Source organism: Virgibacillus senegalensis (assembly GCF_000821245.2).
In the GTDB taxonomy this organism is placed as follows: domain Bacteria; phylum Bacillota; class Bacilli; order Bacillales; family Amphibacillaceae; genus Sediminibacillus; species Sediminibacillus senegalensis.
Genome location: NZ_LN611424.1, coordinates 353,814 through 378,650, shown reverse-complemented (window position 1 = coordinate 378,650; position 24,837 = coordinate 353,814). Strand labels below are relative to the sequence as shown.

General features: G+C 43.5%; 25 protein-coding genes and 1 riboswitch. Of the genes, 14 read left to right on the top strand and 11 right to left on the bottom strand.

From position 1 onward, the window contains the following. Window positions 1–160: 160 nt before the first annotated feature. Window positions 161–487, top strand: a complete 327-nt coding sequence (locus BN1067_RS06085; RefSeq protein WP_053218004.1) for a winged helix-turn-helix transcriptional regulator — start codon at window positions 161–163, stop codon at window positions 485–487. Between the two features lie 67 nt (window positions 488–554). Next, entirely contained in the window at window positions 555–2,150 is a 1,596-nt protein-coding gene (locus tag BN1067_RS06080) for an HsdM family class I SAM-dependent methyltransferase (protein ID WP_053218003.1), read from the top strand. 75 nt (window positions 2,151–2,225) lie between these two features. On the opposite strand, the gene BN1067_RS06075 is transcribed toward BN1067_RS06080, so the two are convergent. Both BN1067_RS06075 and cls read right to left on the bottom strand, forming a co-directional pair. Further along, on the bottom strand, window positions 2,226–2,759 hold the full coding sequence (locus tag BN1067_RS06075; protein WP_053218002.1) for an acyl-CoA thioesterase: 534 nt from the start codon (window positions 2,757–2,759) through the stop codon (window positions 2,226–2,228). A gap of 27 nt (window positions 2,760–2,786) precedes the next feature. Next, on the bottom strand, window positions 2,787–4,229 hold the full coding sequence (gene cls / locus BN1067_RS06070; protein WP_053218014.1) for a cardiolipin synthase: 1,443 nt from the start codon (window positions 4,227–4,229) through the stop codon (window positions 2,787–2,789). A 328-nt stretch (window positions 4,230–4,557) separates the two neighbouring features. Here cls and rarD point away from each other — a divergent pair, with 328 nt between their 5' ends. The 9 genes from rarD to BN1067_RS06025 all read left to right on the top strand — a co-directional run bounded on the left by rarD (window position 4,558) and on the right by BN1067_RS06025 (window position 13,631). Next, window positions 4,558–5,475, top strand: a complete 918-nt coding sequence (gene rarD, locus BN1067_RS06065) for an EamA family transporter RarD (protein ID WP_053218001.1) — start codon at window positions 4,558–4,560, stop codon at window positions 5,473–5,475. A gap of 183 nt (window positions 5,476–5,658) precedes the next feature. Then, complete coding sequence (locus BN1067_RS06060) at window positions 5,659–6,165, top strand: DUF3231 family protein (RefSeq protein ID WP_053218000.1); 507 nt, start codon at window positions 5,659–5,661, stop codon at window positions 6,163–6,165. Window positions 6,166–6,663: 498 nt separating this feature from the next. Then, the gene (locus BN1067_RS06055) at window positions 6,664–7,464 is read left to right on the top strand and encodes a CAP domain-containing protein (protein WP_053217999.1); all 801 of its coding nucleotides are present in this window, start codon (window positions 6,664–6,666) and stop codon (window positions 7,462–7,464) included. Window positions 7,465–7,686: 222 nt separating this feature from the next. After that, window positions 7,687–8,226 carry an RNA polymerase sigma factor gene (locus BN1067_RS06050; protein WP_053217998.1) on the top strand — a complete coding sequence of 180 codons (540 nt, stop codon included), beginning with the start codon at window positions 7,687–7,689 and terminating at the stop codon, window positions 8,224–8,226. Then, window positions 8,226–8,666: a zf-HC2 domain-containing protein gene (locus BN1067_RS06045; protein WP_053217997.1), complete on the top strand. Its 441-nt coding sequence runs from the start codon at window positions 8,226–8,228 to the stop codon at window positions 8,664–8,666. Before BN1067_RS06050 ends, BN1067_RS06045 begins: the two co-directional genes overlap by 1 nt. Further along, entirely contained in the window at window positions 8,663–9,769 is a 1,107-nt protein-coding gene (locus BN1067_RS06040; RefSeq protein WP_053217996.1) for a hypothetical protein, read from the top strand. Before BN1067_RS06045 ends, BN1067_RS06040 begins: the two co-directional genes overlap by 4 nt. After that, window positions 9,766–10,605 carry a hypothetical protein gene (locus BN1067_RS06035; RefSeq protein WP_053217995.1) on the top strand — a complete coding sequence of 280 codons (840 nt, stop codon included), beginning with the start codon at window positions 9,766–9,768 and terminating at the stop codon, window positions 10,603–10,605. Before BN1067_RS06040 ends, BN1067_RS06035 begins: the two co-directional genes overlap by 4 nt. A 164-nt stretch (window positions 10,606–10,769) precedes the next feature. Continuing rightward, a riboswitch (SAM riboswitch) is annotated at window positions 10,770–10,880 on the top strand. A gap of 143 nt (window positions 10,881–11,023) precedes the next feature. After that, a complete protein-coding gene (locus BN1067_RS06030; RefSeq protein WP_053217994.1) occupies window positions 11,024–12,790 on the top strand; it encodes a PLP-dependent aspartate aminotransferase family protein in 1,767 nt (588 codons plus the stop codon). A gap of 538 nt (window positions 12,791–13,328) precedes the next feature. Next, complete coding sequence (locus tag BN1067_RS06025; protein ID WP_053217993.1) at window positions 13,329–13,631, top strand: hypothetical protein; 303 nt, start codon at window positions 13,329–13,331, stop codon at window positions 13,629–13,631. Window positions 13,632–13,653: 22 nt separating this feature from the next. On the opposite strand, the gene BN1067_RS19790 is transcribed toward BN1067_RS06025, so the two are convergent. From BN1067_RS19790 to BN1067_RS05985, 9 genes are all read right to left on the bottom strand, one after another. Beyond that, window positions 13,654–13,815 (bottom strand): hypothetical protein, encoded by a 162-nt coding sequence (locus BN1067_RS19790; protein WP_199868475.1) that lies wholly within the window; start codon window positions 13,813–13,815, stop codon window positions 13,654–13,656. 223 nt (window positions 13,816–14,038) lie between these two features. Beyond that, window positions 14,039–14,137 (bottom strand): archaellin/type IV pilin N-terminal domain-containing protein, encoded by a 99-nt coding sequence (locus BN1067_RS20595; RefSeq protein WP_407701363.1) that lies wholly within the window; start codon window positions 14,135–14,137, stop codon window positions 14,039–14,041. Between the two features lie 461 nt (window positions 14,138–14,598). Then, window positions 14,599–15,378 (bottom strand): class I SAM-dependent methyltransferase, encoded by a 780-nt coding sequence (locus BN1067_RS06015; RefSeq protein WP_053217992.1) that lies wholly within the window; start codon window positions 15,376–15,378, stop codon window positions 14,599–14,601. 348 nt (window positions 15,379–15,726) lie between these two features. Further along, window positions 15,727–15,924 carry a DUF2188 domain-containing protein gene (locus BN1067_RS06010; RefSeq protein ID WP_053217991.1) on the bottom strand — a complete coding sequence of 66 codons (198 nt, stop codon included), beginning with the start codon at window positions 15,922–15,924 and terminating at the stop codon, window positions 15,727–15,729. Window positions 15,925–16,042: 118 nt separating this feature from the next. Continuing rightward, window positions 16,043–17,098 (bottom strand): Gfo/Idh/MocA family protein, encoded by a 1,056-nt coding sequence (locus BN1067_RS06005; RefSeq protein ID WP_053217990.1) that lies wholly within the window; start codon window positions 17,096–17,098, stop codon window positions 16,043–16,045. Window positions 17,099–17,109: 11 nt separating this feature from the next. After that, complete coding sequence (locus BN1067_RS06000; protein ID WP_053217989.1) at window positions 17,110–18,090, bottom strand: ABC transporter permease; 981 nt, start codon at window positions 18,088–18,090, stop codon at window positions 17,110–17,112. Beyond that, window positions 18,083–19,597 carry a sugar ABC transporter ATP-binding protein gene (locus BN1067_RS05995; RefSeq protein WP_053217988.1) on the bottom strand — a complete coding sequence of 505 codons (1,515 nt, stop codon included), beginning with the start codon at window positions 19,595–19,597 and terminating at the stop codon, window positions 18,083–18,085. Before BN1067_RS05995 ends, BN1067_RS06000 begins: the two co-directional genes overlap by 8 nt. Window positions 19,598–19,686: 89 nt before the next feature. Further along, window positions 19,687–20,661, bottom strand: coding sequence for a substrate-binding domain-containing protein (locus tag BN1067_RS05990; protein ID WP_234400636.1), 975 nt, complete (start codon window positions 20,659–20,661; stop codon window positions 19,687–19,689). A gap of 115 nt (window positions 20,662–20,776) precedes the next feature. Continuing rightward, window positions 20,777–21,766, bottom strand: coding sequence for a LacI family DNA-binding transcriptional regulator (locus tag BN1067_RS05985; protein ID WP_053217987.1), 990 nt, complete (start codon window positions 21,764–21,766; stop codon window positions 20,777–20,779). Between the two features lie 157 nt (window positions 21,767–21,923). Here BN1067_RS05985 and BN1067_RS05980 point away from each other — a divergent pair, with 157 nt between their 5' ends. The 3 genes from BN1067_RS05980 to BN1067_RS05970 all read left to right on the top strand — a co-directional run bounded on the left by BN1067_RS05980 (window position 21,924) and on the right by BN1067_RS05970 (window position 24,747). Continuing rightward, window positions 21,924–22,892 carry a sugar phosphate isomerase/epimerase family protein gene (locus BN1067_RS05980; RefSeq protein WP_053217986.1) on the top strand — a complete coding sequence of 323 codons (969 nt, stop codon included), beginning with the start codon at window positions 21,924–21,926 and terminating at the stop codon, window positions 22,890–22,892. A 274-nt stretch (window positions 22,893–23,166) separates the two neighbouring features. Next, a complete protein-coding gene (locus BN1067_RS05975; RefSeq protein WP_234400635.1) occupies window positions 23,167–24,105 on the top strand; it encodes an SGNH/GDSL hydrolase family protein in 939 nt (312 codons plus the stop codon). A 27-nt stretch (window positions 24,106–24,132) separates the two neighbouring features. Beyond that, window positions 24,133–24,747, top strand: a complete 615-nt coding sequence (locus BN1067_RS05970) for a YpmS family protein (protein ID WP_053217985.1) — start codon at window positions 24,133–24,135, stop codon at window positions 24,745–24,747. Window positions 24,748–24,837 lie beyond the last annotated feature (90 nt).

The window sequence follows — 24,837 nt, the reverse complement described above, 5'->3', positions numbered from 1 at the left end:
ATGGTATATTTTAAATAGTTACTTTTAGTAAGTAAGTGTATATTAGTAATATCCTTTCGTCAATCTTTTTCCCAACCGTTTGTTTTTTCAGACTTCTTATACTCCCTTTTCTACTGGTGAATAATAAGATATATTAGTAAGTAAGGCAGGGGTGATATTGATGCAAGAATTATGTCCTCGTTTTGAAAAGGCCATGCAGTTGTTCAGTAAACGCTGGGTGGGACTCATCTTGTTTGAGCTTCTCGATGGGGAGAAACGCTTTTCCGAAATGGAAGCGGAACTGCCAATCAGTGGTAGACTGTTATCCGACCGATTAAAAATGCTGGAACAGGAAAACATTGTGGAACGTAATGTTTATTCGGAATTTCCTGTTCGGATTGAGTATAGACTCACAGAAAAAGGCAGAGCCATGGAGCCGGTCATCAAAGAAATAAAGACTTGGTCCGAAAACTGGGTGGCTGCAGAAGAAGTCAACGAAACTTTATAATAGCTGGTAACAGCCGCTTCCACAGGAGCGGCTGTTCTTTATTCCTTGTAAAGGTGTGTGCGCAGAGGTGAGTAACAGTCAGGAAATAATCAATCACTATTATCGGCAGGTGGCAGCCGATAAGCGAAAGAAACTGGGACAGTACTTTACGCCAGACAGCATTGCCAGAATCATGAAAGCCTGGGTAACTGGAAATCATGCGTGCAGGCAAATCGTAGACCCCGCGGTAGGGCTTGGCGAATTGATCACCGGTCTTCCGGAGCAACTGTCCGTCCTCGGCTATGATATCGACCGGCAGATACTTGACTTTGCCAGGCATCGCCTGCAAATAGAAGGTATTACAGCCGAACTTATTCAGAAGGATTTTTTAAAACACGGATGGAGCGAAAGGTATCAGGGTATTATATGCAATCCCCCTTATATCCGCTTTAAACATTATGAGGAAAAACAGGAATATTTGCGATTAGTTGAAGAGCATCTTGGCATTAAATTATCCGGGTTCACCAATATGTATGCGTTGTTTTTGCTTAAGGCAATTTACCAGTTGAAACAGGACGGCCGCGCAGCCTTCATTGTCCCTTCAGACTTTTTGAATGCCGATTATGGAGCAGTGATCAAACAGTTTATCCTGCAGCAGCAAAACCTTCCGATCATTGCGGTCACCGACTTTACAATGAACTGGTTTGACCAGGCTGCAACGACCTCCGCTCTTTTCTTTTTCGATAATAGTCGGCAAACCTCAGAGATAGAATTCATTCCTATCAAGAGCCAGGAAGAACTGGCGGAGTTGCAAACATATGTGGAGCACTACGGACAGCGGAACCCAATCGGACGTATACTTAGCCATAAAGATTTAGATGTATACGCAAAGTGGCGGCGTTACTATCAGCCGGCAAACGAAAGCCCGTACCGCCATTTAAGACCGTTGGCTGATTTTACCCGTGTGACCAGGGGGATTGCAACAGGTGATAATAAATTCTTCTGTGTTTCAGAATCGACACGCAAAAATTGGAAACTGGACAGGGATCATTTTCTTCCTTGTCTTTCAAAATCCAACCAAGCAAATAAGCATTTCTTTTTTTCCCAGGATTATCAATCGCTTGTCGAAAAAGGATCTCCGGTTTTCCTTTTGAATATCGAGGAAAGCAGCCCCCAAAATGAACATGTTCAAGCTTATCTGAAGCACGGGGAAGAAACGGGCAGTAGTGATAGATATTTAACGAAACGAAGGAAACCATGGTATAAGAATGAAACAAGACTGCCACCGGATATTTTCATTTCCACTTTTAGCCGCGGAAAGGTAAAATTTATCCGGAATGAAGCCGGAGCCCGGAGCCTGACCTGTTTTCATTGTTTGTATATCCATCCCCAGTACCGCGAGAAATTGGACCTGTTGATGGCTTACTTTATGACCAACATTTCACAAGAAGTAATAGAACAATCCCAACGACAATACGGCAATGGACTGAAAAAATTGGAACCGAATGATATCAAGCAAACCATGGCTGTCGACCTTGATGCGATTACAGATAAAGAAGCAGAAGAAATCCGGAAAATCTACCAGGAGATTCGAAAAAACCATCTTCATGACCCGGAATCGGGGCACGAAAACTCCATACTAAAACTGGATTCCTTGTTTGAACGAATCTTGCTGAAAGAATAAAGCTACAGAAAAAAGCTGCCGCAAACCTGATCATCAGGAATGCAGCAGCTTTTCTTTTTGCATGGACGCGGTCGATTATGCTTCGTATCTCGTATGTTCATTCCAAGGAAAACGTGTGCCAAAAGTTTGAGCCATTTCTTTGGAATTGTTTCTCCGTTGTTTACGGAGTTCTGCCCGTTTCGGTGCTTTCTCGTGTAAAAATTTCTCTTCCTCGGATTCTGGGTAAACCGGCGGCACTGTGACCGGACGGTTATCCGGGCCAATCGCTACCATCGTTACAAACGCGGTTGTACATACCTTCCGCTCACCGGTATTCAAATCCTCGGTAACGGCTTTAATAAATACTTCCATCGATGTTTTATGCGTCCAGGTAACGAAGGCTTCCAAACAGATGGTATCCCCTTCTTTTACTGGTGCCAGAAAGTCGACTGAATCGGTAGATGCAGTGACAACAGGCTTACGGGCGTGCCTTCTCGCCGCAATAGCTGCTACATCATCGATATGCGCCATCAATCGGCCGCCAAACAACGTGCCGTGACTGTTCGTGTCGGGTGGAAGGACATGTGAATTTTTTACTGTCAAAGATGCCACACAAGGTTTTGCTTCCATCGTGATTCCTCACTTTTCTGATTAAAATTATAGGATCGGCGAGAGCAGACGAGCAATCGCCTCTTTGAATCGAATCCATATGGATCGCTTTAAGTAAAGCTTATAGGACAACTGACTGGAATGCAAAATATCCTCGTTGAATTTTTCAGCCAATTCACCGGCAATCTGGCGATCATAAAGGAATGCATTTACCTCAAAGTTGAGCTTGAAGCTTCGCACATCAATATTTGCTGTTCCTATGGAGGCAATCTTTTCATCCACTACGATCGTTTTTGCATGGAGAAAACCATTTTGATAAATATAGACATCTGCTCCCGCTTTTAACAAATCGCCAATATTGGAGTAAGTAGCCCAATAGACAAACGGGTGATCCGGTTTGTTCGGTATCATGATTCGTACATCCACGCCCGACAGCACCGCAATTTTCAAAGCGTCCGCCAGACTATCATCCGGAATAAAGTAAGGTGTTTGAATATAGATGTATTCCTTTGCAGACATAATCATTTTGATATAGCCGTTTTTTATTTGTTCCCAGTCCGAATCTGGACCGCTGGATACAATTTGAATTCCGACATCTCCGGTAGGCTCAGCTGCATAATATCTTTCCTCATATAAGATATCATGCCTGGATGCCTGATTCCAGTCCAGGATAAACCGGGTCTGCATATTCCTGACTGCGTCACCGACGATTTTAAGGTGAGTGTCCCGCCAGTAGCCGAATTTTTTGCTATACCCCAAGTATTCATCCCCGATGTTAAATCCGCCAATATAGCCGATTTTGCCATCTATAATTGCCAGCTTCCGGTGATTGCGGTAATTAATTTTTAAATTGACCTTGGGAATTAACGGCGGAAAAAAGGCTTCTACTTCTGCTCCAGCTGCCCGGAGTTTCCGGATGTACTTCCTGCTCAATTCCCTTGATCCCATATCATCATAAAGAATACGGACCTTCACACCTTGTCTAGCCTTTTTGATAAGTGTATCGGCCAGCAGTTCTCCAAGCCGGTCTGCCCGCATGATGTAATACAACAAGTGGATATGGTCTTCCGCTTCTTCAAGATCCTGGAGAAGCGAATGGAATTTTTTTTGACCGTCCGTAAAAATTTCTACGCGGTTATCCTGGGTCAGAATGGCATCATCATTCCGTAAGTGCAAGTAAAATAAGTCCTTATATGGAATCAAGCTCTCGTCCTTGAATTGAAAGCTACCCTCTTCCAGTGCCCGCATTTGTGCCTGGACTGCAGTTTTGACACCAAGCCTGCTTTTCGTGTCCCAGGTAAAGATTTTCTTGTTGCTAAGCTTACGGCCAAATATTAGATAAAGAATGAATCCGGCAATCGGTATAAATAACAGCACCATCAGCCATGCCCATGTGGAAGAAGCATCCCTTCTTTCCAGAAAAACAATCGCTAGCGCCAAAAGGATATTGAAAATTAAAATGGAACCTAAAATATATGGAAATACTATCATTATATCGGTTAACATAATGCTCCCCCCCTCCGCCAAAAGTTTCGTTGTCTTCTTTTCATCTGTCTATCGGCTGGACAGCATGCCATGAACTCCATTTCATTGTTAAGACATTAGCAGTGTTATTATACTCTTCTCTCCGGTTTTTTCCAAAACTATTTTCTCAAGCTTTCCGCCATCAAAAGAAGCAAGCATTCCATTTTAAATGATTGATTTTTTCACCTGATGAATCTAAAATTACTCTATTCACTTTCCTTCGGTTGTTTCCCTTTTCCTAAGTTATATTAGGAAAGAACCAGCAAAAATACTAAAGAAAAAGAGGTTGGACATAATGGAAAACAAAGACTTTAAAGCTGGCGTGCTTTACACTTCCGCCGCTTATATTTTGTGGGGGTTTCTGCCGATATACTGGAAGCTGGTGCAAGATGTCCCCGCCGGCGAAATTCTCGCCCACCGGATTGTTTGGTCTTTCGTCTTCATGGCCTTGTTGCTGTCTTTTTTAAAAAAGTGGAGGCCATTCATTCTGGAATCCAAGCAGATCATCCGTGATAAACAAAAACTGATTGGGATTACGCTCGCATCGGTCGTAATCAGTATCAACTGGCTGGTATTCATTTGGGCGGTAAACAGCGATCATGTCGTACAGGCAAGTCTCGGTTATTATATCAATCCATTAATCAGCATTATTCTGGGGATGGTAGTATTGAAAGAAAAATTGACAAAGTGGCAGTTGGTTTCCTTCTTGCTGGCGGCAGCAGGTGTCGTCAATTTGACCGTCAGCTTTGGTGTTTTCCCATGGGTATCCATCCTGCTGGCATTATCCTTCGGTCTGTATGGTTTGTTGAAAAAAACCGTTGCCATTAGCGCCATGTTCGGACTGGCAATTGAGACACTGATCGTCACGCCGATCGCTCTTGTATATTTGGTCGGTGTTCAAACAGCAGCCGGCAGCTCTCCTGACTTAGTCAGCCCGACAACCGGGCTGTTAATTTTAAGCGGTGTAGCTACGGCCGTTCCATTACTCTTGTTTGCCAGCGGGGCGCAGCGGATTCCACTTTCAATGGTTGGATTCTTGCAATATTTCGCTCCTACTCTAATGCTGTTTATCGGTGTTTTTCTCTATGATGAAACATTTACCCACGCCCACCTCGTTTCGTTCACATGTATTTGGGCAGCCCTGGCTATATATACTATTTCCAGGACCAAATGGTTTCATCACTTGGAGACAAGGTTCTCCAAAAGTTATTAATACAGATTGGATGACACACTACAATCTTTTCCCGAAACGGCTACCTTTTACCCCTTGAAATTCTTGTAGCTTTTTAAGGGGTACATTTCCGTTACATTGCAAACAAGATTGGTGTATCCCGAATAGTTTCCCTGACATTTGCAAAAAATATCCTTGCGCGACTACACAGCAAGGAGTGAAAACATGGGTATTTTAAGCGGAAATCCTAAAAACCAGCCATTGCATTACGGCGAGGTGTTCGGTATCTGGAGCAGCCTTGCCGGGAGTAAAGGCATGATTGCTGGTTACCAGACCATGGCAAACCATACTGGCGACAGAGATTTAAAGAAACTAATCGAAGATTTGATAAGAACGATGAAACAGGAAAACGAAGAAATCGAAGAGCTTTTGAAAAACAACGGAATCGCTCTTCCGCCTTCACCACCGGAACGAGCTAAAGCTGCCTTGGAGCAAATCCCTTCCGGTGCCAGATTCAATGATCCGGAAATCAGTGCGGCGATTTCACGGGACATTGCTCAAGGACTAGTTGCCTGCAGTCAAATCATCGCCCAATGCATCAGGGAAGATATCGCGATGATGTATGGTCAAATCCATATGAGCAAAGCTCAATTCGGTGCCAGACTGCTCCGGCTCAATAAAGATAAAGGCTGGCTCATTCCACCTCCGCTCCATAACCAAAACTTTGAATAAACAAGTTTCGGGGACAGTCCCCGCCATCGATTTCGAGGCGTGGGGACTGTCCCCTTTTCATTACCGAAAGTATACGCCGGGGTTGAGGCTTTCTCCACGCATGCGAGTTTTGTCACCCCTCCCAGGCAGTTCCTTAAGGGTGAATCCCTCCCTTCTTATATCTCGCTTCTGTTACAAGGTAACAAGACGTTTACAAGGTCAGCGGTATTTGTAATATTGGAATTCGATTCTTAAGGCTGTCAACATGGTTTCCTATGTAAAATTATCCATTCTGGCAGGCTTTTTTCACGTTTTCCCTCCTTTTCATAGGAAGAAATGAGAGATGGATTGATCGATTTACCCCTTATCATCATAGGAAATAAACAAGGTCTACTACTTTTACATAAAATAGAACGAATGAATGCCTGTCTGTAAATGGAAAATAGCTCCTCAAATATTACAAAAAAGTCATGCTATGATGTAACAGTAATACAAAAACAAAGAGGAGAGTGTAAGGAAATGTTCAAAAAAGTAGGTATTGTCACTGGAATTTCAGCCGCATTGCTTTTTGGAGGAGCTTTTTCTTCCTCAGTAAGTGCGCAAGCAGATAGCACGAACCAAGAACAAGCAAATTCGTACCAAGTCTATTACTCTGTCAATAGCAATGCCGGTACTTTTTCAAAAGAGGATATTCAAAGTGTTATAGATAAATGCTTCGGTAACTGGAAACAACAACAAACTCCAGCCAAGCAAGAACAAGACCAGCCAGAAAAAGCTGAAGAAAACAAACAGCAAGAGCAAACAAACGAGCAGCCTGCTGACAAGAAAGAAGAAGCTCCAAGTAAAGAACAAGCTGAACAAGCTCCAGCACCACAAGAAAACAACAACCAGACCACTGCAGAAGAATCTAAGCAGGAACAGCCTGAAAAAGCAGGACAAGAGCTTAACGAATTCGAACAACAAGTTGTAGAATTGACTAACCAGGAAAGAGCCAAACAAGGGCTTGATCCACTGGAAATCGATACAGAACTTAGCAAAGTAGCACGTGAAAAATCAGCGGATATGGCTGAAAATGGTTACTTCGACCATAACAGCCCGACTTATGGTTCTCCGTTTGACATGATGAAACAATTTGGTATTTCCTACAAAACTGCAGGTGAAAACATTGCCAAAGGTCAACGCACACCGGAAGAAGTAGTCAATGCCTGGATGAATAGTGATGGCCACCGTAAAAACATTCTTAACGGCAACTTCACTCATATTGGAGTCGGCTATGTAGAAAACGGCAATGTTTGGACGCAACAGTTCATCGGTAAATAATAAATAAATAGATTTACAGAAACAGGGGCTGCCCATTATCGTCACCAATACGATAATGGGCAGCCTTTTTTTAGTTGAACCGGGGACAGGAACCGGGGACAGTCCCTCCCATCATGATACGATTTTGGGGACTGTCCCCAAAAATATTACTATTTTTTGTAGTGGATATGGTTAGCTCGTTCGTCTATATAGTGAAATGGTCGAAGAGAGGGGGGAGCATCCATTCAAGATGAACTGCTAATCAAAAAGATAAAATCCGGCAATCAGCAGGCACTTCGGTTGCTGGTCGAGCGTCACAAACAGCACGTGTTCAAAGTGACGATGAGCGTATTGCATGATGAAAAGGCAGCTGAGGATGTCGCCCAGGAAACGTTTATTAAAATGGTAGATGCCCTCCCCTCTTACCAGCAACAAGGCTTTAAAACTTGGCTCGGGCGGATTGCCTTCCATAAAGCAATTGATGCACGCAGGAAACAGCAGCGCATGCAGGAGGATTTCAACGGTACCCGGCATGAATACCACCACGGCCATGTTGACAGCGTAGAAGACCAGGTCTTGCTGCGAGAAAGAAGACAACGTATCCGTGATCAGATTGACCAATTGCCGGAAAAACTGCAGCTAGCCGTCCGTTGCTATTATTTAGAGGACATGTCCTATGCGGAAATCGCTAATCAGCTCGGTTTAGCCGAAAAAACAATTGAAGTGCGGCTGTATCGGGCAAGAAAATGGATGAAAACCCATTGGAAGGAGGATGATTTTTAGTGATACATATTGAAAAAGATCTGTGGCCATACATCGAGGAAAAAGTCGATGAACAGAAACGGCAGCAAATCGAGGGACATTTGGAAACCTGCGAACAATGTTTTGGTTATTATATTGATTTACTTGAACAGTGGAATGCACCTGGTCGTCTATCTGATTCCTTTACAGAGACAGCCATTGACAAAATAAATATCCAACAACCTTTTCCGCAAAAATCCTTACAGCAAAAGTCATCCTCCCATACCAGTAAAATGAAAACAGTACGCCATTATTTATTGGCAGCTGGATTGACTCTTTTATTGATGGCAAGCGGCATTTTCCAGGATATTTTGCATATAACCGATCAAACAAATTTAGACAGCCGGCCGTCCATGACGGATAGTCTCATGCAAAAAACAGACAGTTGGCTGACACAACTACTGAAGGGGGAAGATCAATGAATAAATCTTCTATACTGGCATTCTTTTTGGCGCTTATCCCTGGTTTTGGACATATGTATCTCGGCCATAGGCGGAAAGGTGTGCTCTATCCCGTGCTGTTCTTTAGCGTTCTTGGTTTCGGAGCGTTTGCGTTCATTATATCGGCAGTCGGTGAGTTAATTCCTTTCACCTTGCTTTTGGCATTTCTGATTTGGGCAGTAAATGTCATCGACATGCTCATAACCCTTTTAAAACGAAGCAGAATCCAGCCTATGAACCAAGCAGCATCTTCGAGCCAGGAAGCAACAGGGTATCCGGGTGGTCAGCCGGAAATTCAAAATGAGCGATTCACCACCATTTTATTGTCGTTCATCCCGGGAGTCGGCCATTTCCAGCTCGGATTAAACCAGCGCGGCCTGACGTTTTTAGCTGGATTTTTCGGAGTGGCTTCGATGATTTTCTTTGTAGCCTTTGTGAGCCACCAGGACGGTTTTTTAATTTTCCTGCTAGCTATGCCGATCATCTGGATTTACAGCTTTTTTGACGCGATTCAGTTACTAAACAAAAAACAAAGCGGCGAAACATTGGAAGACCGGACGATTATCGAAGACCTGGAACAGTATAGAGACGAAGGCCAAAAGAGCAAAATGCTAGCTACGATATTAGCGATTTTTCCAGGAGCAGGGCATATGTACTTGGGATTGCAACGAAGAGGCTTGCAGTTAATGGCAGCCTTCCTACTGTCTATTTATGTGCTGGATATTCTGCGCCTGTCGATCTTTTTGTTTTTGATTCCGATTATCTGGTTTTTCAGCTTTTTCGATGCCCTGCAGCACACAAGTAAAGCGGAACGGGGCGATGTCGAGGACGTACCCATTGTCAAATACTTGGCCAATCACCAAAAGTGGCTTGGCATTGCACTCCTGCTGCTCGGACTGTTTTATATAACCGATTCCATTCTCCTGCCGGTCATCGCGGAACAAGTACGTACTGTTTTTCAAATTGATATTTGGTATTATTACCACCAATATTTTCAAGTATCGCTCGTATGTCTGCTTTTGATCGCCGGCGGAATTCGCTTGATTGTCGGAGCTGGACCTAATAAAGGAGGAAAGGAACAATGAGGAAGTGGCGAGTAGGATCTATTTCAATGGGTAGTGCACTTGTTTTGTTGGGTTTCATTATCATGCTCTCGCAATTTCTCGACTGGGATTCAGCCACTATATTGCTAGCGTGGTTTCCGCTCATCCTGGTTATCCTGGGCATTGAAATCATCCTGTACGTTTTCTTTGCTAAGCAGGAACAGCCAGTGGTCAAGTACGATATCTTATCGATTATTTTTATCACGTGCTTAGGAGGAATTGCGCTCATACTGTTTATTGGGGCTTCCTCTGGAGTTCTGGACAAGATTAGGTCCACTGTCGAGGCAGAAGAAGTAGAAACAACTTTTCCAACCATCGAAAAAAACGTCGACGATAAGGTGGAAAAAATCGTATTGCAACCAGCCCCTGGAACCACACTGGAGACAAATAACACTGGGGACGTTCATTTATTTGGTACCTACCATTCCAATACGATGGATAAAAAAGACATCAAGCCAGAGGAAATTGTCTCCTTCCATCAGATAGGCAACACCTTGTATATTGAAATGCTGGAAGCTCCAACCAGTCGCTTTGGTTATGATGATAGTCAATATACTGCCACCGTTTCGATACCGGGTGACATTGATACGGAAGTTCGTTCCTGGCTGAGCGAAGCACACCTAGACCTGGCTACTATCACAAGCGATTGGTCTTTGACGGAAGTGGACCAGATATACTTAACTAATACGGATAAGGCTGATGTTCAACTTCATGTAGAAAATGTTTGGCAAGAAGAAGTCAGCGATCAAACCAAAACATTTGGAAAAGGAACCTATCTGTTCGAAGTGGAAGCATCCAACCAACTACAAACTAAATAAATCCTTTACTCTAGTAGAGCAGTGGGGGACAGTCCCTCCGTTTTTAAGCCTGGGGACTGTCCTTATCGACGAAATAAAAAATTTTCCCTAGCGGTTGACGAGAGAGATTGAGTGGTTTATAATTTTTTCAAAGATTGAAATTTCTAACAAGTTGAATAATTAGACTCTTATCAAGAGCGGCGGAGGGACTAGGCCCGATGATGCCCGGCAACCTTCAAGCAACGAAGCTTGAAAAGGTGCCAATTCCTACAGGTCGATGATCTGAAAGATAAGAGGAGGACTCCGACTACATGCCCTCTTCTTAGGAAGAGGGCTTTTCTATTTTCCCCTCTTTTCCAGTCCACACGCCTTTCGTTGCAGCAATGGCCTTAGGTACTGCTTTATCCTAGAACAACATTCATTTTTAGGAGGAATTAAGATGACAAACCCATTTCATTTGCATGGAACCGAAACACAACTGCTTCACGGAGGACAGACACCTGATCCTGCGACAGGATCCCGCGCAGTCCCGATTTATCAAACAACGTCTTATGTATTCCGCGATACCGAACATGCCCAAAATCTATTTGCCCTTGCCGAACAAGGCAATATTTATTCGAGGATCATGAACCCGACCGTCGATGCATTTGAACAGCGGATTGCCCTGCTGGAAGACGGCGTTGCTGCAGTTGCAACATCATCCGGCATGGCTGCGATTACCTTGTCGATTTTGAACCTGGCCGGAAGCGGTGATGAAATCGTGGCGGACGGCAATTTGTATGGCGGCACCTACAATTTATTCGTCAAAACACTTCCTCGCTATGGAATCAATGTCACCTTTGTCGATGCAACCGATCCGGAAAATGTACGGGCAGCCATTACGGACAAAACAAAAGCGGTTTTTGGAGAAATCATCACAAACCCTAGCCTAAACGTATTTGACGTAGAAGCCATTTCTGCAATTGCACATGAACACGATATTCCGTTAATCATTGATAATACTTTCGCCACGCCATACTTAACCAAACCAATCGCATGGGGAGCAGACGTTGTGGTCCATTCCGCCACCAAATGGATCGGTGGCCATGGAACGACAATCGGCGGTGTTGTAGTCGATGGCGGACGGTTCAATTGGAACAACCCGAAGTTCCCTGAATTTATCAACCCAGACGAAAGTTATCATGGCATCCGCTATGCTGTCGATACCGCACCAGCTGCCTTTGCTACAAAGTTACGTGTACAGCTGCTGCGCGATATCGGAGCATGCCTGAGCCCGCAAAACGCATTCTTGCTATTACAAGGCCTGGAAACTTTGCATCTTCGTATCGAAAAGCATAACCAGAATGCCAAGCAAGTAGCTAACTATCTTCATGAACATCCAGCAGTCGAATGGGTCGCATACCCGGGATTGGAAAACCATCCTTCCCACCAGCTTGCACAAAAATATTTGAGCGGCAAAGCAGGCTCGATCATCACCTTTGGCATCAAAGGTGGACGCGATGCCGGACGCCAGGTAATCGATAATATTACACTATGGTCTCACGTAGCGAATGTCGGAGATGCGAAGTCACTGATCATTCATCCTGCTTCCACCACCCATCAGCAGCTTGATGCAGATGGTTTGAAAGAGAGCGGAGTAACCGAAGAATTAATCCGACTGTCCATCGGCATCGAAACCGCAGAGGACTTGATTCAGGACCTGGATCAGGCTATTGCGAAAGCTACCGGTAGCCAGCCTACTATTACGGCAACAAATGAACAGGCCATTCAATGGGCACTCCATTCACCATTCGACCGTGAAAATGGCCTGCGCCAGAAGACTATTGCTGTATTGGGAATCGACCCTGATACATCTAAGCCAGCTCATCAAACGACAGCTAAATTGCAAAATCTTGGCTACAAAATCATTCCGGTCTATAATGGAAACGAAAAAATTCTCGGAGAAACTCCTGTAGCTAGCGTATCGGCGATTGAGGAGGAGATTGACATCCTTTATACTCAGGATACATTGGCTGCCGAGGCGCTACTGGCGAATGGCAACGAGGTGAATGCAAAGATATTGTGGCTTGATTCCCAAGAAACCAGCCTGGATGTTACCGATCAGGCTCGTGTACAAGGAATTACGGTTGTGGAAAGTCTTTGCCCCTATCAAGAAGCGGTAAGACTAAGAAGCGGCGAATCCAAACAACAGCCTGTGCATGCCTAAGTAAATTGCAGGGTAGAATTTTAAAAAAGCGGTCTGGATGAAATATAAATTCCATCCAGACCGCTTTTCGTTTAATTCAAGTTTGTGCCCACTGTTCATTTATTCGTTTAACGATTCTTTACACATTTTCCGTGAAGCTCCCGTATATGTGGATACCCCCAACGCAAAAAGCGTTGGGTAACCACTCCAACAATGGACGAAAGAGACAACCTTTTCGAAACAGTCTTTTCGTTTAACCTTTGTTGATTTTCACGATGAGCGTTCGGTGGTGACGCCTGCGGGAACAGCGCGAGCCGAAGATCCACTTGGTCAAGTGATCTTCTGGACCAAGTTAGCTGAGGCTGTGCCCGCGGCAAGCATCCACCGACAAGCGATTTGTGGAATCAACGACAAACAAACTTTGACAGCCCCTATAGATTAAAAAGGACTTTTTCAGCAACCTCATTTGTTCCACCGTGTTTTGCTTTCGAGGCACTTGGGCTTTCCGTATAAACTTCTTTTCAACCTACATACTATTCTTGATAAGGAGGGAATAGTGATGGATTTTCCGACCATTCATACAAATTTCTGGGATGCCGTGATTGCGGTCCCTGCAGTTATGATCATTACCCAACTGATAAAGGTGTTTTTCCGTGTGCCGAAGAAATTCGTCCCCACAATCGCTTTGATAATTGGATTGGCCTTCTCTATTTTTATCAGCCATCGCGGCAGCCTGATTGACGGTATTTTCATGGGATGGTTCTATGGATATGCAGCTATTGGTTCCTATGCCTCGTTAAAAACTACCATCATTGCTTTTTTAAACAAACGCAGACGAAAAAGACTTTCTTCTGTCAGCTAAGCAAGGCGATAAGTATTACTCGCTACTTTTTCAGTTGACGTATCTCTTCCTCCAGCTGTTCGACTCTTTCCAGGAGTTCCCTTTCTGGTTCGCTATTTCTTTTGTTAAACATACCGATAAAACCGAACAAGGCCACGATACCACCAGCAAACGCCATGATAAACAATAAGCCTATTTCTACCAAGAAAATCCCTCCCCTTTAACATTTTTATCAGGTGCTCCAACATTCTTGTTCCGCTGAGCAAGTGCCTTGTAGCGGTCTCTATAATAACATCGTATTTGCATAGAAAAAAAGCCCTTCCCCGTGTTCATGGATCTGGAGGGTTATTTTTTTGATACATATTCCATTAAACGTTATTCTTTTCATTCTCTTTTGTCGTCTCTATTTAATCCGAGATAATGCGGGTTTATCTAAAATAAAAAACTTGTTGTAGAAATGGCATTGCCACACCCGAAAGCAGCAAAGTAATGGCAACGAAAAGGATAGTTCCAGCTATCGGTACGATCCATTTTCTATTCTTACAGTTGGTACTAGTAATTAACCACCCACATGAACAACAATACGATTAAATAGCCTATTTTTAACGGGTTGACGTTGGGCACTCTGCCCAGTGCGCTTATATTTATGAATAGTAAAAAACCAAGAATGCTGAAAGCAGCTAACAATCTTATGTTAATAACATGCACGGTAATACGATATGTGTTCTTTATAAAACCACCCCCATGACTATTTAGCTTTCTTGATGTTATTCCAGTCATCCCATGCTATATGACTGCCCTGAATTAATGCTCCCATCCATTTTCTTCAAACCTCATTGTGGAGTTCTTCTGATAAAACACTTCCCTCCCGTACCATTTGATCTAATATAGGCTCCGCCGCGAAGAGACGGACTTAGTTCATATGGACTGCGCGTCAATTGTAAATGAGAGAAAGAAATCTAGTAAGCCAATCTAGTAAGCCATTCCATTATCCACCCAGCTTTACAGCCTTTGTCGCAATAAACGTATTGATATACTGATCCAAAACCCGTGTACCGCCGAAATTGTCCTCATAAAAGCCCATTATTCCAAAGCCGGCGTCGATTTGACCCTGCATCTGGTCTTCCAGGGTATGAGCATATTCGATGGTTTGATTGGATTGAAGGTAAGCCTCTACCTCATCTTTCGGCAAGTGGTCTAAAGTTGAAGAAGGAATAGCATGCTTGACATCGAGCACTCCTTTTTGTTCCTGATCGTCATCGAAAATAAACAATAATGGATTGGTAAATCCGGCAATTAATGTGCCATTGCTTTTTAAAACCCTTGCCGCTTCTTTCCATACCAGACGGATGTTATCCACGAATAAGTTAGAAACAGGATGAACAATCATATCAAAGGTTTCATCGCCAAAATCACTTAAATCACGCATATCTCCTTGCACAGTACGTAATGACAAACCGTCTCGTTCTGCTACCAACTGGTCTTGCTCCAGTTGTTTTCTCGATATGTCCGTGACGGTTACATCCGCACCTGCAGCTGCCAATACTGGGGCCTGCTGGCCACCGCCTGAAGCAAGGCAGAGGATTTTCACTCCCACCAGAGACTCAGGAAACCAGTTTCTCGGTACAGGTTTTTCCGTTGTCACGCTGATCTGCCAATCACCAGCCTTCGCTTTTTCAATCGTTTCACTACCCACCGATTGGGTATAACGCGAACCCTCCTCTACTTTCTGATCCCAGGCATTGCTGTTTTGCTGTGTCGTGTCCATGTTTCGATTCCTCCCCATCCCCAATGACTATGTTTTTACAAGAATACCATAAATGGAAAAGCAATAGGATGGGACTAACAGGGGTCAGTCCCTCCTAGGGAATATTTCCTCTCTATTGCCCTTGGTGGGGTCAGTCCCCATCAAGCAAATTCACCCCTGATTTCCGGTGTTTTTCTCAAGAGAATCCTGATACTCCAAGCATTTCAACGATTTGGGGGACTGACCCCTCTAAGGGTAGTATCTTCCATAATGAGCCGGAGAGGGACTGTCCCCTCCCTTCTATAAAAGAAAGGACAGCTCATGCAGAGCTGTCCTTTCTTTTTGGTTTGATATGGGTATTTGTTAGGCTTAATACTTTTTCTCTTCCACGATTTCGTGGTTTTCGTCCAGGATCATCAGCCGGCTTGGTGTATCATTAGAAGCAAGTTTTTCTGCTTCTGCAATCGCATCCGCCTTATTGCTGTATAAATCTGTCGGAGCTACGTCTTCGATTTTTACATACCAGCCTTCTGCATTTTTGTTTGGTGCTACGCTGTAATCTTTCATGCTTATCGCTCCCTTTCAGAATTGCTTTACTTGTATTTATAAAACAATTCCCGACAGCTACGCGACCCAAACCTTTGCCGCCTTGTGCTGCTAAACCTTTCTTTTCACTATTACCTTGTCATACTTTACTCATCGGTCCAGATATATGAACGATAGACTCTGTTTCTGCCGCTTCCATGATAGCTAAAATCACTTTTAGAGAAACAAGCGCATCTTCCCCTGTTACAGGCGGTTCGTGCTCATGTAAGATACTATTCACGAAGGAATCAATGACACCGCTGGATGTTTGGTTATCATTGGTTTGTATCGTTTCCAATTGATACTTCGCCATTGCCCCATCCTTCTCTACAACAATCAACGGATACTCACTATCATGGTAAATCTTTAAAATTCCGCCAGTAAGATAAATAATCGTGCTATTATCTTCTTCCCCGTAATAAGTCCAAGAGAAAGCTCCTGTTCCAATTCGTCCTTTGGCTGTTTTTAACGTGCATACAAGATTGTCACAAACCTCAATGGGTTCCCCAGTAACCGTAGTTTTATCTAATGTCCCTTGAAAAGCACTAACTTGTTGAATTTCATCGTCCAGCAAGTAATGCAGCAAATCAATCTTATGGATTCCCAGATCTCCTGCAACCCCTAACCCGGAACGATCCTTTGAAAAAAACCAAGTGGTATTCGTTTTGTTAATTCCCCACAGTTCCGGCCCCCCATGGCCGAAGCTCGTTTTAAAAGTAAGGACCTCCCCTAGTTCTTTCCTCTTTATCAACTGTCTGGCTTTTTGATGGGCTTTTGTAAAACGCTGGTTATGATCGATCATCAGTTTCTTATTCGAAGTCTTCTGTGCCTGAACGATTTGTTCTGCACCCTCAAGGGTTAACGAAATTGGTTTTTCACATAGAACATGCTTCCCGCCTAGCAACGCTTTTACGGAATTGATATGATGAAACTCATTCGAGGAACAATCGCTAATCATATCGATCGTCGGATCTGCTATTAAGTCGTCCAAAGATGCTGCAACCGAGCCTGCATACTGGCTGGCTAGCAGCTCCGCTCTTTCGGGATTTCGATCATAAAAAACGATTTCTTCGACAAACGGATTCGCCGCGTATTCCGGGGCATGCCGAAACTTGGTAATGGAACCACAGCCGATTATCCCAGCTTTCAACTTCATTGACACTCCTCCTATTCCCGTTTCTGGAAAACAACCGCTATGATAATGATCAAGCCCTTTACGAATCCCTGTAAATGCGGAGAGACATTCATCAGATTCATCATGTTATTTAAAATACCGAGAATCAAAACACCAAAAAATGTACCTATAACCTTGCCTCTCCCGCCCGTCATTCTTGTCCCTCCAATGATTACTGCGGCAATTGCGTCCAGTTCATACGCTTGACCGGAGCTTGAAGAAGAAATGGAATTAAGCCTTGATGTTTCAATAATGGCCGCAATACTTACCAGCAGGCCTGCCAAACTGTAAACACCGATTTTGACGCGGTCTACACGGATGGTCGACAACAAAGCCGCCTTTTCATTACTTCCGATCGCATAGACATATCTTCCAAACCGCGTCTTTTGCATCAACAAATAAACAAGAGCGGTCATCACCAGGAAAATGATGATGGGATAATCGATGATCCATAGCTCGCTGTTTGCTATCACAGTGAAGTTAGATACCTCTCCGGAAATACTTCCCCCGTCAGCTATATAGAGCGCAATCGATCTTGCACCAGCCATCATGCCCAATGTAGCAATGAACGATGCGATTCTCCCTTTGGCGACCATCAGTCCATTCAACAGCCCTGCAAATGTTCCGATTAAAAAAGCTGTCAAAATCGCTAGCAAGATACTTCCCGTCCCATTCAATGCCAAAATCGAGACAACACCGACAAGTGCCAGCACCGATCCAACAGACAAGTCAATCCCACCGGAAAGCATGACAATGGTCATCCCTAATGCGACAATTCCAATAATGGAAACCTGCATGAAAATGTTCAACTGATTATTCAGATCAAGAAACCGTGGATTTAAGAAAGATGCCAGGACAAAAATCACGATAAATGCCAGAATTACACTATACTCGGACCAGAGAAAGGCCAAGTATCGACTTCTGCTTGACGGTTGCGTACTTTCACTTTCCTGTTTGATTGCTGGACTAGCCAATTTGCTCGACCTCCTTTTTGGAGCCAGTGGCAAATTTCATTAGTTCATCCTCACTGGCTTGGTCACGCCTCAATTTTGCGGTGATTTCTCCTTGAAACATAACATGTATCGTGTGGCAGACTTTTAAAATTTCCGGAGCTTCGGACGATAGGATAATGATTGCCTTGCCTTGCTCAGCAAGTTGGACAATTAATTGGTAAATCTCCCTCTTCGCTCCGATATCTATGCCCTGCGTGGGATTATCAAATATTAGGATAGGCGTATCGATTTCCAGCCATTTAGCCAGCACCACTTTTTGCTGGTTGCCGCCAGACAGTTTATCGATGGTCACCGTTGGATTGTGAACTTTTATATTCAGCTTTTCTTTGAAGTACTCAAACCGTGCCTTTTCTTTTTTCTGGTGAAGAAATCCAATCCGTTCAAAATGGGATAGTGCGGATAAACTCATGTTATGATAGACACTCAAATCTTTAATAATTCCATTCTCTTTGCGATCCTTTGGTACAAAACCGATGCCAGCCTGTAACGCATTTTTCGGATGGTTAATACGAACCGGTTGACCATTCACGGTAATTTGGCCGGAATACTTCTTTCTGTATCCAAAAATGCTCTCAAACAACTCTGTCCGACCATCTCCAGCTAACCCTGTAAAACCTAGAATCTCCCCAGCATGCAATGTGAAGTGGACGTTCTGAAATAACCCCGGGCTAGTCAGTCCAGCTACTTTCAGTACTTCCTTTCCAGCATCATGCTGCTGGGCAAACCACTCTTCCGATACAGACCTACCGACCATCAGCTTTGTAATCATTTCCAGGCTCTGCTCAGCCATCCGGCCGGAACCGACTACTTTTCCGTCCCGCAAAACTGTATAACTATCACATACTTCCTGGATTTCCTTTAATTTATGGGAGATATAGATAATCGAAACATTGGCTTTCTTCAATCTCCTCATCAATTCGAATAACCGATAAACTTCGTGTTCCGTTAAGGCAGTAGTTGGTTCATCCATAATAATAATGTTGGATTCCTGAAGCAGAGCTTTGGCGATTTCGATCATTTGCTTGTAAGAGGCATCCAATTGGCGGACATAAGCTTTTGGATCAATCTCAACACCTAATTCAGCCAGAACCTCGCTAGTCTTGCGGCACATCTCTTCCACTTGCAGCAGTCCGAACCGGTTCCTTTTTTCCACACCTAAAAACATATTTTCGTAAACTTTCAAGTCAGCGACTACATTCAACTCTTGATGGATAAAACTGATTCCAAGCTGTTGAGATGTTCGCGGGTCAGCTATATCCGCCAGTTCACCGTTTATTTTCACCGTGCCTTTATCAGCAGGAAAAATGCCGCCCAGGATATTCATCAACGTTGATTTACCAGCACCATTTTCACCCAACAAGGCATGTATTTCTCCCTCTTCCAACCGAATACCGGCCTGTTTAAGCACAGGAACGCGATTAAATGATTTGTCGATATTTTCCATTTCCAATACATACTTACTACTCATTTATCATCTCTCCCTATCAGAAAAAGGAAATACAACGTTTATCGATTGTATTTCCTTTTTCTATGCCTCTTCTTTTACAGGGTGTCAGCTTAATACTTGGAATCTTCGTTATAGTATTGGTCTACGTTGTCTTTGGTTACCTGGGTTGCCTCTTTTACCACCAATCCTTCTTCGGGCTCTTCCCCTTTAGCGAGATCTGCCGCTATCGTTACTGCATCCCTGACCATCGTTGGAGAATAAAGAAACGTCGCTTTGATCAATCCATCTTCCTTCATGTTTTCAAAAACGGTTTTATTGCCTCCAGCACCGGTGATGAATTGAATATCTTCGCGATCCGCTTCGTTAATGGCCTGGAGAACTCCTAATGCCATTTCGTCATCCTGGGTAAACACTGCATCAATCTGAGAATGCGCTTGCAAAATGTTTTGCATTACTTCTAATGAAGCCTCTTTAGAAAAGTCGCCATTTTGTGAAGCAATTACCTCGATTCCTTCTTCTCCTTCCATTGCTTCCTGGAATCCGCTTCCTCTCTGATTCGTTACAGAGCTTGGCGGTCCGGTAATCTCGACAACTTTTCCAGTACCGTTCAATTGTTCAATAAAGTATTTCCCTGCATTGACTCCAATCCCTTCATTGTCCCCTTTAACAACAACAGTTGCTGCGTCATTTTCAAGCTCACGGTCAACGATTACTAAAGGAATCCCTTCATCTTTCACTTTTTGGCCGACGGGAGACAGGGCCGCAGATTCAATCGGCAGCATGACGATTACATCTACTTCTTGGGAAATGAGGTCTTCCACATCATTTGCCTGCTTGTTTGGATCAGCTGCGTTGGTCATGACATAGTCGATTCCTTGCTCTTCTTTCAACTCCTGGGCTTGTTTTTCTGCATTATCGATCAATGCTCCCATCCACCCATGGGTTGCAGATGGCAAAGATATGCCAATTTTAAGATCCCCGTCTTCTCCTGATGCCTCTCCACCGCTTTCCTCTCCGCTTCCACATGCTGAAAGTCCCCATAAAACCAACATAGACACGAACAAAACAAGTAGTCGTTTTTTCACTTCTCCACCCCTTTTTTGTTTTTGGAAGCTCGCTTTAATGTAATCGTTTACATATAAGGCCAGCACTCTAATATCAAGAATACCTTGATATCACAGTGCCAGTCTTTGTTGTCGATCAACCTAAAGTAGACTCCCTGATTACTAATTCATGATCCAAAATGATACTTTCCACTTCTACTCCCTGAATTTTCTTGACGAGCATTTCGGCAGCCGTCTTCCCCATCTCATACATCGGCTGCGAAATAGTTGTCAACGTAGGGTGTGTCATATTCGAAAAAGCAATTTTGTCAAAACCGACTATCGCTATGTCTTCCGGTACTCTTAACCCTTGACTGTGAATTTCTTTCAGCGCTCCGATGGCAAGCAAGTCGGATACCGCAAAAATGGCGGATGGACGTTCTTCTTGCATCAGAATTTTTTTCATCGCCTGTTGGCCACTGGAAAAATCAAGTCCCTGGGTGTGGATAATCAAGCTGTCCTCTAATTCCATATCGTTTTCTTCCAATGCTTTTTGGTAACCAAGCTGCCGTTGACGGGCATACAGGTATTTTTCATCCGAGTTAATCAATGCAATTTTCTGATGCCCTATTCTTATTAAATGCTTCACAGCACGATAAGCAGCGGAAACATTATCAATTGTCACATAAGGGATCCCACTGTCGACAGCATATTCACTGCATTGGATGATAGCGTGATTTTCGGCTAGTTTCACGAGAGTGTCGATATTAACAGCCGGGTCCATAGAAATGATACCATCGGCCATCTTTTTACGTACCAAATCAAAGTAAATATTCTCTCTTTCCGCATTGGTGTCGGTTTCGCAAAGGAGGATATTATAATTCAAGGCGATTGCTGTGGTCTCAATTCCATTGATGATTTCTGAGTAGAAAGGATTCGATATGTTCGGGAGTAGGACTAACAGGAGCCTGCTTTCAGAGTTTCTTAAATTCCGGCCAAGAAGACTAGGTTCATAATTTAGTTTCTTGATTGCATCTTCTACTTTAATTCTTGTTTTTGCCGTGACAGAGTCTTGCCCATTCAAAACTCTAGAGACTGTTGCCACAGATACCCCTGCTTGCTTTGCGACCTGGTGGATTGTTGCCATCTTACCCAGTCCTTCTTTCTACATTGCGTTATTTTTTGTAATCGTTTACAATACAAATAGTACTGGACGAAAAAGAGTCTGTCAATTGTTTTTGTAAAACTAAGTAACTTTTTATGTAAAGGATTACAATGCAGGTATCACAAAGGGGGAGAGGAAGATGAAATTAGGTGTTTTTACTGTTTTATGCTCAGATAGAACGTTTGATGACATGGTCGATTATGTTTCTTCCAAGGGATTGGAAGCAGTTGAACTGGGAACTGGAGGATACCCCGGGAATGCTCATTGCCAGATAGAAGAACTATTGGACAATCCTGATAATCAACAGGAAATGCTTCAAAAACTGGCTGATAAAGGGCTGATGATCAGTGCTTTAAGCTGCCATTCCAATCCGCTGCATCCCCAGAACAAGGTAGCTGATCCCGCAGATAAGCTGCTCCGCAACACGATAAAATTGGCATCTCAATTAGGAGTACAGGTTGTGAACACCTTCTCGGGCTGTCCAGGAGACCATGATGGCGCTCTTTATCCAAATTGGCCGGTGGCAGCATGGCCGCATGATTATCAGGAAGTACTGAAATGGCAATGGGAGGAAAAGCTCATTCCATACTGGAAAGATATCAATGATTTCGCAGCTTCTCATCACGTGAAAATAGGTCTCGAACTCCATGGCGGATTTTCTGTCCATACACCCGCAACCATGTTAAAGCTTCGGGAAGCATGCGGCACTGCAATCGGAGCTAACTTGGATCCTAGCCATATGTGGTGGCAGGGCATTGATCCCGTAGAAGCAATTAAAATTCTTGGAGATGCAGATGCCATCCATCACTTCCATGCGAAAGATACCATCATCGACCAGCAAAATATGAATCGGCAAGGACTGACGGATATGACACCTTATAACGAGATGCGCAGCAGAGCTTGGTATTTCCGGACGGTCGGTTTTGGACATGGAAGAAAAGCGTGGGCTGATATCACCAGTGCTTTGCGTCTGGTTGGATATGACTACGTGGTTAGTATTGAACATGAAGATGGCTTGATGTCTATTGATGAAGGATTCACTAAAGCGGTCGAGAATCTTCAACCTGTCATACTGAAAGAACAAGTCGGAGAAATGTGGTGGACCTGACAACATCCTTTATTTATAAACCGGACACTAGTATTCTCTAGTCCGGTTTTTTCTTTATTCTCCAATCTCTTTTTTCATTGACCGAAAATAATTATGGCTGATAGCGCAAGACATGGTATCATATTGTATACTATTAGTAACCCGTATATCGGCCTTGCCGATATTTTTACATGGTACGAACAACTGATAGAGATCGACTGTCCTTCGCACGTTTCCACAACTAAGATGAGGGGAATATTCTTTTAATATTGAATTAATATATTGCATAGTAGGTGTGATAAGATTGCGAAATAAATACCCCACGATTTTCATCGGTGCCGTTTTGTTGATTTTACTGCTGTCGATTGTCACTTTTCAGGCAATGCAGCCCAATGAAAACGATCATGCAGAAAAAAATATAAGTCAGGATACACAAGAGAAAGACCTTGAGGTCTCAGAAGACATACCAGAGGATACCGAACTGCAAAAAGCCGAAGAAACAGAAGAAGAGGAACAACCCTTGGCTGAGGACCTAAAGGATAGAGTCAGCCAGGTTATCGAGAGCGCACTCGGTTTGTTTGTGAAAAAAGACTTGGATATTGTGGCTATTGGGGACTCGTTAACCCAAGGTGTTGGTGATACCTCACATAATGGCGGTTATGTAGGAATTCTTCAAAATACCTTGAATGATGACGGGAAGCAGGAAGTGGATATCGTCAACTATGGAAAACGGGGAAACCGTTCCGATCAGCTGCTAAAGCGCCTGGATCAGACCGAAATAAAGGATTCCCTCGAGGATGCTGATATCGTCCTGATTACCATTGGAGCAAATGATATCATGAAAGTCGTAAAAGATAATTTTACCAACCTGGAATACGAACCATTTGTAAAAGAACAGGCAAATTACAGGGAACGTTTACGAAGTATCTTTGATGAAATGCTGCAATTAAATCCAGATGCAACCATTTATTTGATTGGATTTTATAACCCTTTTGCCAATTATTTCAATGATGTCGAACAATTAGGCCAAATCATTGATGATTGGAACGGGACAGGAAGTAGCGTAGCTTTAGAATATGATCAAGTCAACTACATTCCGACCAAAGATTTATTTGCGAATGCGGAACAGAACTTACTATACGAAGATAACTTCCACCCGAACCCTGTCGGCTATAAGTTGATGGCTGAACGGGTGCTTGAATATATCAGGCCGGAAATAGAACGATCAGAGTAAGCCTTACCAAGATAGGGGAATGAAACAATGAGCGAAGAAAAACTGCAGAAACGGAGGAATTGGAAGCGTTGGTTTCTAGTACTGTTAGGTATAGATGCAGCTGTCATTCTGATCCTGCTGTTTCTGATATTCATTCCTTCCTGGTCAAATCCGTCGCTTGATTGGGAAGAGCTGGAGCAAGTACCTGGGGCCGAATTCACGGTCACTTCCAGTAAAGAAAACGTCAATGAATTGGTTAATGCTTATATAGACCAAATGTTCCAGGATACTACCGGAAAATACGAAGTGTCTCTTGAGGATGACGTGCAATTCACCGGTACATTACGGGCATTTAGCACCGATATTCCTTTTTCCATCCGCTTAGAACCAATCGTGCAGGAAAACGGAGACCTTGTCCTAAAACAGAAGGATATTTCACTCGGATTATTATACCTTCCTAACAGGAAAGTATTGGAGTATTTGAATAAAAGTTACCCAACTCCAGACTGGGTGGTCGTCAATCCCGATAAAGAACAAATATATATCGCCATCACCCAAATGGACATAAAGAGCAACTTCAAAGTAAAAGCGGAAAAATTCGACTTAAAGAATGACGATATTTCCTTCCGAATAAAAGTACCAAATGAAACATTAGGTCTTTGAAGACAATGCGGCGGCCTTAAAGGGCTGCCTTTTTTACGGAGAGGTATAAAGTTTAACAATTAAACGTTCCATGTGTCAGGTTTGTTCCGT